Below are 15,124 nucleotides of genomic sequence, written 5' to 3'. Positions count from 1 at the left end.
CTCATACCCCTGCATTGATACTATCAGTATGGATGGCACAAAAATCATAAAGTAAAGCATCCAGCAAAAAAAATCAGAATACCTTTTCAAAGAAATTGGCATAATAATCGCAAACACAGCTACAGCGCAATAAGCCAACACCATGCCGTCTGGTTTATAGACATAGGGGAAGCCAAGATAAAAGAAAGACACAGACGCCCAATCGATATAGACGTCCACAAACACGATGACGTAAACCGCCACCCAAAACAGGACGAATATTCGTGCGTAGCTAATATTCCCCGGTCTCAGGTATTCCAATTGCTCCATCCCCGTCGAGCTGATATGCGGCTGTCTCACCGTAAGCCTTACTGCCACCAAAAAGGTGCGTCCATAGCCAATTCGCCCTCTCGCCCCTCTTTCCTGGCGCTCGACCTGTTGCGCGCCGGATCGGCGCTGGTCGTCATGATGGCGCATCTGAGGGGGTATTCCCTGCCGGCCTACGGTGCACTGCCGGCCTCGGACAAAGGAATGATCACCGCTTTATTCTACACCGTCACACGGCCCGGACATCCGGCGGTGATGGTGTTTTTCGTCCTCAGCGGATTTCTTGTGGGCGGGCAGGTCATCCGCCACGTGCGAGACGGGCGCTTCGATCTCCAGCGCTACGCTGTCGATCGGGCGACCCGTATTTTCCTTCCACTGATCCCGGCCCTGCTGCTGACGGCCCTTGTCGCAATCAGCGTTGGCTCCGTCTTCCCTGTACAGGACATTGTCGCGCATATTGGTGGCCTCAATGGCGTCGTTGTCCCTACCGTGCGGGCGAATGCACCGCTCTGGAGCCTTGCCTACGAGATCTGGTTCTATGTCCTCATGGGCTGCGTGGGATACGCGTTTTCGCGACGTTCTCTTCCTGCCTGGTCGTTCGTCGGGCTCGGCGGTGCTGCCTTGGTGTTCAGTGTCCTCGAAGCTCAATACCTGCTGTTCTGGCTCCTCGGAGCACTCGTGGCCGCCTATCCGCCGCGCTCATTGTGGGTCGCATATGCAGGGCTCGTGGCGTTCATAGTCGGGATTTTTCTTTCGCAGATGGTCGGGGATGGCGGGCCGTGGGCCGGATACGCGACCGGCCCGGCTGACGCTATTCTGTGCGTCGGGCTCGCCTCGCTACTTCCGGCCCTCTGTCACGAACGGGTGAATCGCATCCTGGAACCCGCAGCTTGGCCGATCCGGAGCCTGAGCGCGATGTCCTACTCGCTCTACATCTTTCACTACCCGGTGCTCGTCTACCTGACTGTCAACTTTATGCCCGCGGCACCAAGGTTGGGCGGTGGAGGCATCACTTTGCTGGTCGTCAAAGGTGCGATCTGCTTCGCGATGTGTTTGATTTTCTATTTGCTCTTCGAGCGAAGGACAGTGGCTTTCCGCAACCGGATCAACGGCACAGTTTCGGCCTAACCGTCAGAGCCTATATCGGCGCGTATCCGGATGTATCCCGTTCAAACGTGTAAGCAAGAAAACTCAATCCCTTGGCGGGTGCGCTAATGCGCGCGTTTTTTGGGGTGATTCTGGCCCGTGGTTGTTCCTCGGGCGGCGACATCTGCCCTGGGGGACCAGGACGACTATCCGGTCTTATGTAGCAAAAACACCACCACATCGCTGGGTGGCACCGTGGATTCAAATTTTGTCGAAAGTCCCACTATTCGGTATTGTACTTCAACGGGAAGTCGTGGAACCCATAGTGACTAGGGTCGGGTTTTTGACCTGCTCAAGGACGATCGGTGGAGGTATCAGGCTTTCGGGTGGACGACGTAAGTAGACAGCCACGTTCCTCAGTCCAAGGCGTTCCGCCATCATGGTTGCATTGAAGAGACCTTTCCGCCGACGATGGGTATAGGAGTTGGGCAATTCAGTATGAACAGGATGATGATACTGCTCTCTGGCGCGGTACTGCCGGTTCTGTTTGGCGCAGGCATCGGCACAAGCTCCCAATATCCTCAGTGGCGAGCCAAGGTGGACGAATTCCGCCAATTCAAAGGCCACGCCGAAATCGTCATGTTTGGCGATTCCCTCACTGCGCATGGCAATTGGCAGGAGATGTTTCCCAAACTGTCAACAATCAATCGTGGCATATCCGGAGAGCGCGTCGACAGCGCGCTCCTCAGGCTAGGTGAGATCACCGCAGCACGACCTAGGCTCGTTTTCATCATGCTCGGTGTAAATGATATTCGCAGGTCGGTGAACCCTGACCGCGTGGCTGCCTCTTACGGCAGGATCATCGATCGCTTGGCGGTTGTGGACGCCATCGTCGTCCAGTCGACTTTGTTTACAAGCGACATGGCCTTCAACTCCGCAATAAAGCGGTTGAACGGCTCCCTGGCAGCGAGGTGCTCGCAGGTTGCAAACTGCCGCTTTCTCGATCTTAACGCTGCGCTATCCCGAAATGACCGCATCCGACCGGAGTTTACGACCGACGGCATCCACCTCAATGGCGACGGCTACCGGGCATGGGAGCACCAGATCCGCCCGATGATGGCTGCGATCCCAGCGGAACAATAGTATTCTAACTGATGGACCAGCACCGCCGCGATCTGGATCATGGCTGCGCCTCGGTACAGTCGGACTGTCGCGGGCAGACAAGGTGGTCTAATAGTCCACTACACCAGTTCGAGAAACCGCTCAAATTGGCGTTTTTTGCTGTACTCTTCACGAATTGCGCGATGCCCGGCCCAGCCGATCATGTCCCAGCCTCCACTGTCCAATTGCCGTTCGATTGTTTCCGATGCGTCCTGCGGCTGCGCATAGACGGCCATGGTCTCCCCGTCGCGCATCGGTGCGGGGTAGATACCCGAGTCCGAAACCAGAAGAGCTCCAGCCCCCATGGTCTCGAAACAGCGCATGTTTCCACGGTCCGGCCCTGCCATATCGATCGAGGCGTTCACGACGACCTTGGCTCTTCCAAGCTGCGCATACATGGCGCGACCGAACACCGGAGGCGCACTGACCTTGCGGATCGCAGGCGGGCGACGAACCGCTTTCAGGGGACCGAACCAGCCAAGCGGCGTCTCGGCAAGCGGCGTGTAGCGTGACAGATCCAGATGGAAAACAACCCGGTGGCGGCCGGCAAGACGTGCGACCGCTTCCAATATCTGCCGCCGACGCTGGTGATGACGGCTGTAGCCGCCGAAGAAAAGGACATCGATGTCCCTGTTCCGATTTGCAGCGATGATATCGAGTTCCGGATCGTGAGCGGGAAAGAAGTGAGCCGTCTTGGCGCCCTGCTCTTCCCAAAGCTTTCGCATGGACGGAAAATTACAAAGCACGAGATCATAGCCGGAAAAGTCAATCCTGCCTGGTGCGGCGCGCCAGGCAATCTTTCGTTTCACATGCCCAGGCAAGCGGCGGACAAAAGCAGCGTCGTAACGAAACGGGTCGAGATTGTAGAAGATGTCCGTCTTGTGATGCTCGATCTGGGCAAGAAGGATATCGGCCAGCGGCGTATCTTCACCAAGCCCGTTTTCGCGCGCCCACGCTCGCTGCACCGATTCGTCGTCACCGTTCGTAAAGAAGGTTTCGGGATGTCGATCGAGTACCGGCAGGAGGATGTGCGCTGCGCCGTAACGATCATTCAGGAATACGTCCTTCTGCTGCTCGAAGCCGCTGATCCCCACGACGAGGCCAGCAAGCCGGGGCCGATAGCTTGGGGCAATCCCAGAATTCTGAAAAAGTCGCATGGTTCCGTTCTTGCTATTGCGTGGGTTTTGTAGCGCTGATGACGAAGCCGGAACAGAAGATGCGCCAGCTCAGGGCTGCGCAGAGGTTCTCGAACAAAGCGACGGAAAGGTACGCGGGCAAGAAGAAAGCGAAATAGTCGCTGGCACGGTAAAACGACTTGGCGTCTACCTGCTCGAACCCCTGGCTGCGAAACAGCTTTGTCATATCCGAAGGGGAGCAGTGGTCGAAAAAGGCCGGATAGCCGGTGACGCCGACCGCCGCTGGCCTGAGGTACGGGATCAACCATCTTTGCATGACGGGTCCGACGATCCGCAATGCCACCGAATAGGGATGCCATTTCGACGGGATATAGTGGTGCATCACGCCACCTGGGCGCAGCGCCAGGAACATGGAGCGCGCCGCCGCCTTGTTATCAGGCACATGCTCCATCAACGTGATCGAAATGAGCATATCCGCCTCGACATCAACGGGCTGCTCGATCGACTGGACGACAAACTGATCGTAGATGCGATAGCAGTCAGGCTTCTCCTCGATGTCGAGACCGATATAGGTGAAATCGGCACTGCGCTCCAGAAGCGGCCGATCGATGCCGCCGACCTCGAGGATGGCCGCCGGCCTTAGGCGCGAAACGTCCTCGGCGATACGCCGCTCAAGCTCCGCTTTATACGACGGTGCGCCGAAAACCCGGGGAAAGCTGCGTTCGAGCCATGCCGCGGCGTTCCTGTTCCAGCCGATAAACCTGTTGAGAATCACCGCACTCCTCTTCCTGCCAGCCGGGCGAAACCCGACCTCGCCATAGGTTGCATCAGCCAACCCCTAGGTCAGCTCGCTTTGCTTTTCTCGATTTGTGAACTGTGTCCTGACCTGCTTTACGAACACCTCAGGAAGTGGCGCCTCACCATGGAAGCTCGTTTCGCGGGCCGGATCGTCATTTACCGCAACGATCGCCTGGTTCGGATAGGTGATCCGCGGCACCTGTCCAAAAAAGGCCGCCCACAGGTTGAAGTTCGAGCCAGCTCCGATGATCGCACTTGCCTGGGCCATTTCCAGCATGTGCGTGACCGATTCCGCGTCATTGGCCCGGCATACGTCCGGAAGACTGAGCAGCGGAGCAAGTTCGGTATCATCTCCGTCGGAAAAGACACGAGCCCGCATGTTCGTGCCCAATGCCTCACGAAGTGCGACGAGGCTACTGCAATACCATTCGATCGGAAGCCTCTGATTGTGTGTCCCAACCTCTGCCCGGTTCACGTCGAAGCGGGAGAAGTCGCCAAGGCGCACATGGACAGCGAGGAAAGGCGCGGCCGGGGCTTCCGGCAGGTATTTTTTGCGGGTGATCCTGCGAAACGCGTCATACAGGACCGGACCGTGGCCGCGAACTTCATGGAAATGCTTCTCGAAATTTGATCCCACCGCATTCTTGAAGACAACCACCGTGTTCCTACCGTCATATGCCACGGATGCAGCCGCCTCTGCCGGAACCTTTCGTGCAGTTGCGAGGAGTGCGGTGCGCCATGGTTCGCCGACATAGCCCTTGTTGTCAAAGAGCCTGAAATACTCGCGCTTGTCCCGTTCGCGGCGCAAGTAGGGACCGATGCGTGGGCGGAACCAACGTGGTCCGAGCATCTGCGCATCGTTATTTCGACACCATACCTCACAGCGCGCCCAGGCAAGCATGCTGTGACCAAGGCCGAAGCGGCCGATGTCGGGGTAGCCATAGAGATGTGCCATGAGCGGCTGCCTTGTCAAAACGCCAGAACTCAGCCGATGTTCGGCAAACGGATCGCACCAGCCCAGGCCAGTCGGCCAAACTGGCCATGATGCTGATTACAAATAATGCCGATGAACACGATGCCCATCTTCATAACGTCGTTTTTCCGATCTCTGCTGCCTGCAAGCTGACCAGTCTCGTTGCACGATCAGCCAGCAGAAGATGAATAGCATAGGTGACAGCGGTCGCCAGTGCGTACCAGACCATGACAGTGTTGGGATTGTCGACACCCACCCAGCCGAGCCCGCCGAACACGCACAAGGTAAAAAGGAACCGTCCAACTTCCCAGCTGAACTGAAGCGATTGGCGGTCTATGACGACAAGGGTCATGGTCAACGCCGTGGCGACAAAGCGTACATAAGCGATCGGAAATCCAATCACACAGAGCTTGCCGGCCATGGTCCAATCTGCGCCAAAGACGAGCGGAACGAGGCTTGGTGAAAGCATCATCCCGAGCACTGTCGGCACCAGGCCGATGGCAAGAAGCTGAAACAGCGAACGTCGAAACGCCCTGTTCAAGTCTTTCTTGTTTGTACGATAGAGCGTCGACAATTCGCCGGTGAAGACCTGCGAAACAGCCGCCGCGATGACGCCAACCGGCATCAGGATAAACCGCTCGAGGAGGGAGTACTGTCCTGCGACTTCGAGGTTGAACAGTGCCAGAAAGGCGAATGGCGCGACCGCGGCGCTTAGGGACGACAGAAGGGTTCCCGGGAAGGTGAGGAGGCCATATTTCTGGAAACGAATTGCCGTAAACTTCATCTCCGAAAAAGAGAGCGGAGAGATCAAAGTGCGCCAGAGTTTGCCACTCTCGAAGAGCACACTGATGGCCCCGAAGGCCCGGCCGAATACATCGGCCAGAACGAGCCCGACGCCGATGACGGGAAGAAAGGCAAAGCCAAGCGCGCCAAAGGAGAACCCTACCGATTGGAAGATTTTGGACCGTGCGCTCAGGCCGTAGTTACGGTCGCGGATCGGCAAGAAGGTGAGCATCTGGTAAATTCCCGCGACGGCCATCGCAACGGGTAAAAAGAAGACGATGCCACGCAGGGATGACAGGACACCCGGTATCAACAAATCGACGGCGCCGGCGACAAGAAGAGCGACCATGCTGGTCCAGATACAGAGCCGGAATGTCAATTTTAGCAGATTTTCATAAACCCTTCCCGGCCGCGCGCTTAGAAGCGCGACCTCGTAGCGAAATGCCACGAACATGACCGCTATGTTCAGTATCGAAATATAGATCTGATACCGGCCGAACGCCTCGGCATCATAGAGCCGTGTCAGAATGGGAAGAACGGCAACTGCAATGATCTGCGCAATCACCGACCCCGAGAGGACGGTCAGGATGCTTCGGAACATTCCAGATCGCCAGATATGAAAGTAAGGGCAATTTTCGCCTGCAACCTGCTCGCAGCAGGGGCGTGGCGTACGCGGTGTTCGCTCATTTTGCCGTTCTTTTGCGAACCGCGATGAACTGATCGTTGAGAACGCCATGAATCCATTCTGGCGCAGGCAAAACGTCTTCCAGCTTCTCCATAACTTCGGCCTTCCGCGGCCATCCCGGCTCGACGCCAAACAAGCGAAAGTCGTCTACGATGACCGCGCAGAAACGGTCCAGGTTTGCCTGGATGAGGTCAAGTTCCTTCAGCACAGGTTCGGGCTCGTCACCTTGACCGGTAATACCGCCGCTGAAATGACCGTCCAGAAAGATGAGGGCCTTGTTCACCCGCGTAGCTATTTCCGGCAGCAGCTTGGAACCGTCGCCGAGCAGCAATTCGACATTCTTGCGCCCCGCACAGCGCTGGCTGGCTTGACGATATAGTGCTTCGTCAATCTCGACTGAGATCACTTTCTTAAAAAGACGAGACATTCGCTTTGTCGTGACGCCCTTGTAAGAACCAATCTCCACCGCTGTTGTAGCGCCAGCCATATCCCGGCACGTTTTCATATTGTGCAGCTTCGTCAGCGAATGCGGGACAAACTGTCGATTGCGCAGCTTCGCGACGAGGTCGAGAACATAACCTCCGATCGGCTCCAAAATGCTCCTTGGGTCATTCATCGTCAGGGCTCTGCAGCTTGGAATTGTCGTTGATTCTTTGTAGTGCTCGGTCGTCCAACGGTCGCAACGCTCGATCCATATATATCTCGGGCATTATCCGCTAGGCATCGCCCGAACTGCCCGCCTTCAAGCGGCGGGACCGTTGCTTCGGTGCATTTTCGATAGAAACTGCCCCAGCTTGCGCACCGGCTTGGCAACAAGCGCATAGTCGATCGGACCGGAACTCAGCCATTGGCGCCGCGACCGCAACGCTTCCAGATTGTGCCCGATGTAAGAGCCCAGGCTGCGCGTGCTGGCGCCGCCAACCATCATATCCACCAATGTGTGATTGGTGGTGACGGATTCGAATCCGTGAAGTTCAACGGCCCTCAGCATCCAATCATAATCTGATGCCACCTTGAGATCGAGGTCGAACGCACCGACCGTTTCCGCCACTTTACGCCGGACGTAAAACGTCGGATGGGCTGGCATCCACCCAGTCCGAAAACCCTTGGCGGGCCTGGGAACAGCTCGCCAGCGCCTCACGACACGTTTGTTGAGATGGTTTTCAACAAAATCCAGATCGCCATGCACGATATCGGCCTGTTCCAGCCCTGCCGAAATTCGCCCCAGCACGGTGTGGTCATGAAAACAGTCGTCGGAATTCAGCACGCCTACTGCGTCTCCGGTGTAGAGACGCAATCCTTTGTTCAACGCGTCATACATGCCGCTGTCGGGTTCGCTGATCAATTGGATCCGGTCCTGTGGATAGGACTGGACTATCGCCAGCGTTTCGTCCGACGATCCGCCATCGACGACCACCAGCTCCTTGGCGTCATGATCCTGGGCAAAGAAGCTGTCGACCGTATGCCTGATCGTCGCGGCCGAGTTCCAGCAGACCGTCAAAACCGAGATCTTCATCTCAACCCGGTCCAAGGTTTCCTTACCGTGCCGCAACGCGAATGCGATCCTCGTCCAGGCGGCGATGCTCGGATTCCCGTCTTACCATTTCGAGGTCGGACTGGACCATTTCGCGCACCATCGCAGCCAGCGACGTTTTGGCTTTCCATCCAAGGATACGCTCTGCTTTCGATGGATCGCCTATCAAAAGCTCAACTTCCGTGGGTCTGAAGTACCGCGGATCCACCTCGACCAGAACGGTGCCGGATTTTGCGTCGATGCCCTTTTCGTCGATACCCGAACCGACCCATTGGATATCAATCCCGACCTCGCCGAAGGCAAGCTCGACAAATCGGCGAACCGAGTTTTTCACCCCGGTGGCAAGCACGTAGTCGTCGGGCACGTCATGCTGAAGAATTCGCCACATGCCTTCGACATAGTCGCGAGCATGCCCCCAATCGCGCTCGGCAGACAGGTTGCCGAGATAGAGTTTGTCCTGGAGACCCAGGCTGATCGCGGCAGCCGCGCGTGTGATCTTACGCGTCACAAAGGTCTCGCCCCGCATCGGACTTTCGTGGTTGAAAAGAATTCCGTTGGAGGCGTGGATGTCGTAGGCCTCGCGGTAGTTCACCGTGATCCAGTACGCATAAATCTTGGCCGCAGCGTAAGGCGATCGCGGATAAAAGGGCGTTGTCTCCTTCTGCGGAACCTCTTGAACCTTGCCATAGAGTTCGGATGTCGACGCCTGATAGAATCTTGTTTTCTTGGCCAAGCCGAGCAGTCGAACCGCCTCCAAGAGACGCAGCGTCCCCAGGGCATCGGCGTTCCCGGTGTATTCAGCGGTCTCGAAACTCACCTGGACGTGTGACTGTGCAGCGAGATTGTAGATTTCGTCAGGCTGCACCTCCTGGACGATGCGGATGAGGTTCGTGGCGTCGGTCATGTCGCCATAGTGGAGCGACAGCCTGACGTTCTTCTCGTGCGGATCCTGATAGAGATTGTCGATGCGGCCGGTGTTGAACGACGACGACCGCCGCTTGATGCCGTGGACATCATAGCCTTTTGCCAGAAGAAGTTCCGCCAGATAGGCGCCATCTTGGCCAGTGATGCCGGTAATGAGCGCGGTTTTCTTAGTCATTGTTCTTCTCCGGAATCGACAACGATATTCTCAACGCTGAGCAGTGTAACTTTAGACATCATAATACCCCGGCGACGTCTCGAAAATCGGCTCTCACAATTAACATTCAACGTGCACCAAATCCTGTCAGCATGGTCCGGATGGTCCGAAACACAATCAGCACGTCGAGCCAAGGCGAGAAGTTCTTGATATAGTAGAAGTCGTAGTGAAGTTTTTCCAAAACGTCGTCCACGGCCGCAACATGACCCTGGTTGACCTGTGCCCATCCGGTAATGCCGGGCCGAACGATGTGCCGGTATCGATAAAACGGCAGCTCCGCCTCATACCACTGCGAGAGCACGAGCGCCTCCGGCCGCGGACCGATCCAGCTCATCTCGCCGCGCAAGATGTTTATGGCTTGCGGCAATTCATCGATCCTTGACTTTCTCAGGAACTGCCCAAGGCGCGTGATGCGCGCATCATCGGCCTTTGTGATGGCCTCTTCCTTTTCATTGCCGACAGCGGCGTTGAGTTTCATCGTCCGAAACTTGTAAACCTGATAGATCTTTCCTCTATATCCCATCCTATTTTGCCTAAACAGGGCAGGGCCAGCTGAGTCAATTTTTATCGCTACCGCCACAAACAAAAGCAATGGTGAGAAGACCACGAGAATAAACAGAGCTGAAATCCAGTCTATCGCCTGCTTTATTTTCAAATATGCCTGATTTGGATTCAAAGATCCCAAAGTATTTTCGGAAAGATGCTCTATTTCCACCCGACCGGTGAGTGACTCGCTGATCTGTTTGACATGGTAGACCGGCGTTCCCGAAAGCGCGCTGTCGGCGATATACCGCTCCCATTCATCCGAAAGATCGGATCGGAGATCGGCAACGACGCCATTTACCCGGTCAACGATGATATCGGGAGAGGTAAGCCAGTGCCAATTCACGCCGCCAATCTCGTGAAGGCGGGCAACCGCTCCGCCTGGAACCACGGCGAGGCTGTAAGGATCCAGGCGACGGCTCAATATGTTCAGACCGAAATACCAGAGAATTGACAGCGTCAAGCTACTGGCCGCCTGGAAGGCGCTGTAGTCGATACGGAACAAGAAAATCGCCAAATACACAATTCCGTAGCATAATGAAAATGTTGGGAAAATATAACCCGCGGCCGCGACGCCCGGGAAATTTCCTATTCGACGAAAAGAAAAGAAACCTGCAGTATGTGCAACAATACCTGCAAAAACGGTAATCCGCAGATTGGAATAATAGAATATCTGAGGGTCAATCGCCATGCGGATCAACGCGGGCGCCAAAATTGCAAAAGACAACCCGCCAAGAAGCTGAAACCTGACACGATGCAGCAGGTGTCGTTGATTTCGCGGTTTTATGATGGGAGCATTCAACTGCAAGCGCTCTCTGATGGCTGCCGAAACAGGCTGTGAACCGTCGTGCATTCAATGCAAAACGCAAAAATCGTAGGGCTCGGTATTCGTTCAGCATAAGGCGACCACACGATGCCAATCAGGCCCGGCGCGGAACGCCCTCCCCGCAAGCGGCGGCAAACACCTTCACTACAATACCGGCATTCCCGGCCACAACAATGGCTACCGCACTCCCGGGTGAAAACCCGAGAGCCGACTTTGCCACAGCTTACACCGCATGACCGAGCGCCTACGCTCCTCAGTTATGCGATTGCGACGAGATCCCTGGCGTCGAGGTCAACAGCGACTTCGCCATTCATGAAGGCGACAAGAACCCGGGCCCTCCCGGCGGGATCGAGCCGATCGAGCCGCCCGATCATCTCGGCGAAAGGGCCGGAAAGTATCTGGACCGAAGCGCCCGCGGCGAGGCCGCCGCGAAAATCCAGCAGGCCGTCCTCGCCGGTCAGCGCAATGAACCTCTCCACCAGCCCCGAGGGAACCGGCAACGGCCTGTCGCCCTGCATGACCAGCGAGCGCACGCCCAATGTTCCGTTGACCGAGCGCCAACGCTGCAGCGCCACATCGAGGGCGACGAACATATAACCCGGGAAATATGCCGCTGACCGCGTTTCGAGGCGCCGGGCATGACGTGTGGTCTTCTCGTAGCGAGGCACAAATGAGTGAAAACCCTGCCTCTGGAGATGCCATTCGGCGACGCTCTCCTTCCCCGGAAATACACTGGCCGCGTACCAGCGGGTTGCCGGACTGACAGCTGGCCGTTGCGACAAAATATTCGCCTTGTCCATTGTTTTTTCCGAACTAATCACGCGACTCGCCTTCGCGGGCTTCGGCATGGTCAGCGTGAAGGGTTACGACAGCGTGAGGTTACCAGCAAGCAACTATGTCGCGAGAATCAAGGTGTTTCGTCGAAAAAAGTTCCCGCGAATTGCGCATAGACTTTAGCCATGCCTAAGAAGTCATCGGACCGCTTTCTTTATTAGCTGTAGGAGGAACAATGTTGGGCAATGCGCCGATGTGTAACTGTCTGGTCACCTTGGCCACGACGAATCGCTGGTTGTCCCGCTCCTTAAGTCGCTGACTTGAAGATAGTGTGACGGTGTCGCCGGCCCGTCGTTGCGAAGCGAAGCCCGTCAGTTCGGGAACCCGCCATCGATCGATCGCCAACCTGCTATCGGAGAAACCCCGGGCCATCTCTGGTCCGGTGCTTCATCTTCCAATCCGGTTGACCCAGAGATCAGGAACGCTTCAGAAGCGACCATGCGGCCGGCACCAGGCTCGCCGCCAAGGCAACCTTGATCAGGTCGCCAATGATGAAGGGCACGACGCCGAACTGCCACGACTTTTCCGCACCAATCAGCAGCGCCAGCCAGGCAAAGCCCATCGCCACCATGACGATCTCGGCCACTAGCATGGCGTTGAAGAGCTTGATTGGATGGCGATCCCAGCCGCGATCGGCAGCCCAGCCGACGATCGCCGCCATGACCACGAAGCCGGCAAGATAACCGCCGGTGGACCCCAGCATGTAGGCGATGCCTATGCCCTTTTCCGGCGTGCTCTGGAAGACCGGGAAGCCCATGGCGCCCTCGGCCATATAGAGAAGCAGCGTGGCGACGCCGAGGCGCATGCCGAACGCCGCGGCGATCAGAAAGACGGCTAAGGTCTGCATCGAGATGTCGACCGGGCCGAGCAAGACTTTCGTCTTGGCCGCGAGCGTCAACACCAGCGTTCCGGCGATCGCCAGCAAAAGCTGCGTCGCAAGGCGGGTCGCGCCCTTTTCAGGCAGAGCGAGAGAAACAAGCGGACGCATCGTCGTTGCAATTGCCATGGTCTTCCCCATCTTCGGATTGCCGCCGAACGCGGCCATGCGTTTTCCTATATTGGCTTCCGTGCTATGCGGCAATCGGTTTTGCCTTCCCCCCAATAAAGGTCGCGACACTCGCCATGGCGCTGGAATTCGACACACGCTTCGACCCGTCCTACGGCCGGGGCGTGACCCTTGCGCCCGACGTGCTCCGCATTACCGCCCCCAACCCCAGCCCTTTCACCTTCCACGGCACCAACAGCTATGTCCTTGGGCGCGAGACGCTGGCGGTCATCGATCCGGGGCCGGATGACGACGCGCATCTCGAGACACTGCTCGAGGTGATCGCCGACAGGCCGGTCAGCCACATTTTCGTCAGCCACACGCATCGCGACCATTCCCCGCTGGCAGCCCGGCTCAAGCAGCACACAGGCGCGGTCGTGCTCGCCGAAGGCGCGCATCGCCCGGCGAGGCCCCTGCGCACAGGCGAGGTCAATCCGCTCGATGCCAGCGCCGATATCGCCTTCGCTCCCGACATCGCCCTGCCCGACGATGCGGTGATCGACGGCGACGGTTGGGCGATCAGAACGGTGCTGACGCCGGGCCACACCGCCAATCATGCCGCCTTCGCGCTGGAGGGAACCGGCGTCCTGTTCTCGGCCGATCACGTCATGGCCTGGTCGACCTCCATCGTCGCGCCACCGGACGGCGCCATGGCCGACTACATGATGTCGCTCGATCGGCTGATCGCGCGCGACGACCGCCTGCTGCTGCCCGGCCATGGCGGGCCGGTGACCGCGCCGCGCAATTTCATGCGCGGACTGAAGACCCACCGCAAGATGCGTGAACGCGCGATCCTGGAGCGGATCACAGGCGGCGACCGCACGATCAAGGACATGGTCAAGGCGATCTATCGCGACACCGACCCGCGCCTGCATGGCGCCGCCGGACTGTCCGTGCTTGCCCATCTGGAGGACCTGGTGGTGCGCGGCCTGGTGAGCACCGATGGCGACCCGGCCATCGACGGCATTTTTGTGCCTGCGGCGTAGCTCACTCCTCGACAAACGCCCGCTGAAAGGAGTCCAGCACCGGCCGCACGAGTCTCGCCCGATAGTAAGGCTCGCGGGTGCTTTCATCGACCAACCTGTCGGCCGACACATTGGTCACCGCCGCCGCGACCTCTGGCGTAAGGCGTGTATTTAGCACGGAGAGGCGCAGCCGCGCGCTCTGGCCGATATGGACGGAATCAATGTCCCGCGGTTATATTTTCGGCTGCATTCCTGTAAGAGTGAAGAGCATCTCAAGAAGGTCGTGCTCAAGTCGAGTAATCGTTTCTGCGTCACTGACGTCCATACCCTTCCTTTCAAAAAGCCTAGTAATGAACGCGTTGGTGTTGCGGCACACAGAATTAGATGAAAACTTTTGATCGCGCATAAATCTGAACGCGCATTCAAAATTCTCCGTAGATTCGGACATGTGCTTAGCAAGCGTCACATATGGCGGGTTTGAACCCATCACAATTTCGGCAGAAGCATGGCTCGCAAGTACAGATAGCCATATGGCACAAAATATTACCACCAATCCTCTCATTTACCCGCTATTGCGCCTTTCTCCGTAAACTCCCATACCTTGCCCGGCAGGATTCGAGACTCAATCAGAACCAGTGCTCTGTCAGTTGAAGTCAACGATCCCGTCATGTGTACCTTGCCAACAGGATGTCGAACGACAGATCCACACCCCTAACTGACACGGCTAGCTGTCTCCGCACTGTGGCAATCCATAAATATTAGATTTTTCTTAATAGATTTCAGTTTACTTCTTACGAAGAGATCATTCTTTTTCTTGTTATATGCAATAGACATATTAAACGATGTAGTAAATTTTCTGCACGCGACTTCGATAAATTTCGCTTCAATTTTCACGCTGCGCATCCGTTGGCCACCCAAATTTCTACAGAATAGAAACTGGTACCCATTGAGACAACCAGTAGACGGCCATCGACCATCCGCATCACAGCATGCCCGCCGGGAAAGACTCCATTGCCCTCGGTTATGCGGCGGACCTGATATCCGCCTGACCGGCTCTTTTGGTCACGTTTCCACTAGCGCCTGCATTGGCCAACCGATACCCGGCCTCAAGCCTCACTCGGCTGGCGCTACGCCCACCTGGCCGGCGACTTCCTGGTCGAGCTCGGCCAGGAAATCCACGATGCGGGCCGCGTTGTCGCCAAGGTCGTAGCGGCCGTAGCGGGAGGCCGAGCGCATGTCGACGATGATCGCATCGCCATCGTCGGCGACACGGATGGCGACATCGGCGGGAAGGCTGAGCACAAAGCTTTT

At 57.1% G+C, this 15,124-nt stretch carries 16 protein-coding genes; 3 read left to right on the top strand and 13 right to left on the bottom strand.

From position 1 onward, the window contains the following. On the bottom strand, positions 1–456 hold a 456-nt coding region (locus CN311_RS32705), incomplete at its 3' end, for a hypothetical protein (protein WP_165779827.1). Between CN311_RS32705 and CN311_RS24190 the strand changes: the two genes are divergently transcribed. Together CN311_RS24190 and CN311_RS24185 are read left to right on the top strand one after the other, a co-directional pair. Continuing rightward, complete coding sequence (locus CN311_RS24190) at positions 445–1,434, top strand: acyltransferase family protein (RefSeq protein ID WP_165779826.1); 990 nt, start codon at positions 445–447, stop codon at positions 1,432–1,434. The two genes, CN311_RS32705 and CN311_RS24190, sit on opposite strands and share 12 nt — an antisense overlap. Before the next feature lie 465 nt (positions 1,435–1,899). Next, positions 1,900–2,535 carry a GDSL-type esterase/lipase family protein gene (locus tag CN311_RS24185; RefSeq protein WP_208866571.1) on the top strand — a complete coding sequence of 212 codons (636 nt, stop codon included), beginning with the start codon at positions 1,900–1,902 and terminating at the stop codon, positions 2,533–2,535. Between the two features lie 98 nt (positions 2,536–2,633). Here the strand turns inward: CN311_RS24185 and CN311_RS24180 are convergent, their stop codons facing one another. From CN311_RS24180 to CN311_RS24135, 10 genes are all read right to left on the bottom strand, one after another. Continuing rightward, the gene (locus tag CN311_RS24180) at positions 2,634–3,710 is read right to left on the bottom strand and encodes a glycosyltransferase family protein (RefSeq protein WP_097576196.1); all 1,077 of its coding nucleotides are present in this window, start codon (positions 3,708–3,710) and stop codon (positions 2,634–2,636) included. A 13-nt stretch (positions 3,711–3,723) separates the two neighbouring features. Then, a complete protein-coding gene (locus CN311_RS24175; protein ID WP_165779824.1) occupies positions 3,724–4,464 on the bottom strand; it encodes a methyltransferase domain-containing protein in 741 nt (246 codons plus the stop codon). A gap of 63 nt (positions 4,465–4,527) precedes the next feature. Beyond that, positions 4,528–5,442 carry a hypothetical protein gene (locus CN311_RS24170; protein ID WP_097576194.1) on the bottom strand — a complete coding sequence of 305 codons (915 nt, stop codon included), beginning with the start codon at positions 5,440–5,442 and terminating at the stop codon, positions 4,528–4,530. Positions 5,443–5,572: 130 nt separating this feature from the next. Further along, positions 5,573–6,844, bottom strand: a complete 1,272-nt coding sequence (locus tag CN311_RS24165; RefSeq protein ID WP_165779823.1) for a lipopolysaccharide biosynthesis protein — start codon at positions 6,842–6,844, stop codon at positions 5,573–5,575. 82 nt (positions 6,845–6,926) lie between these two features. Next, a complete protein-coding gene (locus CN311_RS24160; RefSeq protein WP_097576192.1) occupies positions 6,927–7,544 on the bottom strand; it encodes an rRNA adenine N-6-methyltransferase family protein in 618 nt (205 codons plus the stop codon). A gap of 126 nt (positions 7,545–7,670) precedes the next feature. Beyond that, the gene (locus CN311_RS24155) at positions 7,671–8,444 is read right to left on the bottom strand and encodes a glycosyltransferase family 2 protein (RefSeq protein ID WP_097576191.1); all 774 of its coding nucleotides are present in this window, start codon (positions 8,442–8,444) and stop codon (positions 7,671–7,673) included. A 22-nt stretch (positions 8,445–8,466) separates the two neighbouring features. Beyond that, on the bottom strand, positions 8,467–9,561 hold the full coding sequence (gmd, locus tag CN311_RS24150) for a GDP-mannose 4,6-dehydratase (RefSeq protein WP_097576190.1): 1,095 nt from the start codon (positions 9,559–9,561) through the stop codon (positions 8,467–8,469). Between the two features lie 106 nt (positions 9,562–9,667). Next, positions 9,668–10,945, bottom strand: coding sequence for a sugar transferase (locus tag CN311_RS24145; protein ID WP_245440936.1), 1,278 nt, complete (start codon positions 10,943–10,945; stop codon positions 9,668–9,670). A 281-nt stretch (positions 10,946–11,226) separates the two neighbouring features. Beyond that, positions 11,227–11,769: a transcription termination/antitermination protein NusG gene (gene nusG, locus CN311_RS24140; RefSeq protein ID WP_165779822.1), complete on the bottom strand. Its 543-nt coding sequence runs from the start codon at positions 11,767–11,769 to the stop codon at positions 11,227–11,229. A 449-nt stretch (positions 11,770–12,218) separates the two neighbouring features. Continuing rightward, positions 12,219–12,809 carry a biotin transporter BioY gene (locus tag CN311_RS24135; protein WP_097576199.1) on the bottom strand — a complete coding sequence of 197 codons (591 nt, stop codon included), beginning with the start codon at positions 12,807–12,809 and terminating at the stop codon, positions 12,219–12,221. A 116-nt stretch (positions 12,810–12,925) separates the two neighbouring features. On the opposite strand from CN311_RS24135, the gene CN311_RS24130 reads away from it, so the two are divergent. Next, a complete protein-coding gene (locus CN311_RS24130) occupies positions 12,926–13,834 on the top strand; it encodes an MBL fold metallo-hydrolase (protein ID WP_097576187.1) in 909 nt (302 codons plus the stop codon). 1 nt (position 13,835) lies between these two features. On the opposite strand, the gene CN311_RS33530 is transcribed toward CN311_RS24130, so the two are convergent. Together CN311_RS33530 and CN311_RS24120 are read right to left on the bottom strand one after the other, a co-directional pair. Beyond that, complete coding sequence (locus tag CN311_RS33530) at positions 13,836–14,036, bottom strand: beta-barrel domain-containing protein (RefSeq protein ID WP_280954051.1); 201 nt, start codon at positions 14,034–14,036, stop codon at positions 13,836–13,838. Positions 14,037–14,926: 890 nt separating this feature from the next. Next, the coding region (locus CN311_RS24120; RefSeq protein WP_133117249.1) for a DUF1499 domain-containing protein at positions 14,927–15,124 on the bottom strand (198 nt) is incomplete at its 5' end.

Source organism: Mesorhizobium sanjuanii (genome assembly GCF_002529485.1).
GTDB classification, from domain to species: domain Bacteria; phylum Pseudomonadota; class Alphaproteobacteria; order Rhizobiales; family Rhizobiaceae; genus Mesorhizobium; species Mesorhizobium sanjuanii.
The sequence above is the reverse complement of the archived record's forward strand: the minus strand, read 5'-3'. Positions and strand labels throughout refer to the sequence as shown.

Coding starts and splice junctions, on each gene's coding strand:
- CN311_RS24190 (WP_165779826.1), top strand. CDS start 445: ATGATGGCGCATCTGAGGGGGTATTCCCTGCCGGCCTACGGTGCACTG.
- CN311_RS24185 (WP_208866571.1), top strand. CDS start 1,900: ATGATGATACTGCTCTCTGGCGCGGTACTGCCGGTTCTGTTTGGCGCA.
- CN311_RS24180 (WP_097576196.1), bottom strand. CDS start 3,710: ATGCGACTTTTTCAGAATTCTGGGATTGCCCCAAGCTATCGGCCCCGG.
- CN311_RS24170 (WP_097576194.1), bottom strand. CDS start 5,442: ATGGCACATCTCTATGGCTACCCCGACATCGGCCGCTTCGGCCTTGGT.
- CN311_RS24165 (WP_165779823.1), bottom strand. CDS start 6,844: ATGTTCCGAAGCATCCTGACCGTCCTCTCGGGGTCGGTGATTGCGCAG.
- CN311_RS24160 (WP_097576192.1), bottom strand. CDS start 7,544: ATGAATGACCCAAGGAGCATTTTGGAGCCGATCGGAGGTTATGTTCTC.
- CN311_RS24155 (WP_097576191.1), bottom strand. CDS start 8,444: ATGAAGATCTCGGTTTTGACGGTCTGCTGGAACTCGGCCGCGACGATC.
- gmd (WP_097576190.1), bottom strand. CDS start 9,561: ATGACTAAGAAAACCGCGCTCATTACCGGCATCACTGGCCAAGATGGC.
- nusG (WP_165779822.1), bottom strand. CDS start 11,769: ATGGACAAGGCGAATATTTTGTCGCAACGGCCAGCTGTCAGTCCGGCA.
- CN311_RS24135 (WP_097576199.1), bottom strand. CDS start 12,809: ATGGCAATTGCAACGACGATGCGTCCGCTTGTTTCTCTCGCTCTGCCT.
- CN311_RS24130 (WP_097576187.1), top strand. CDS start 12,926: ATGGCGCTGGAATTCGACACACGCTTCGACCCGTCCTACGGCCGGGGC.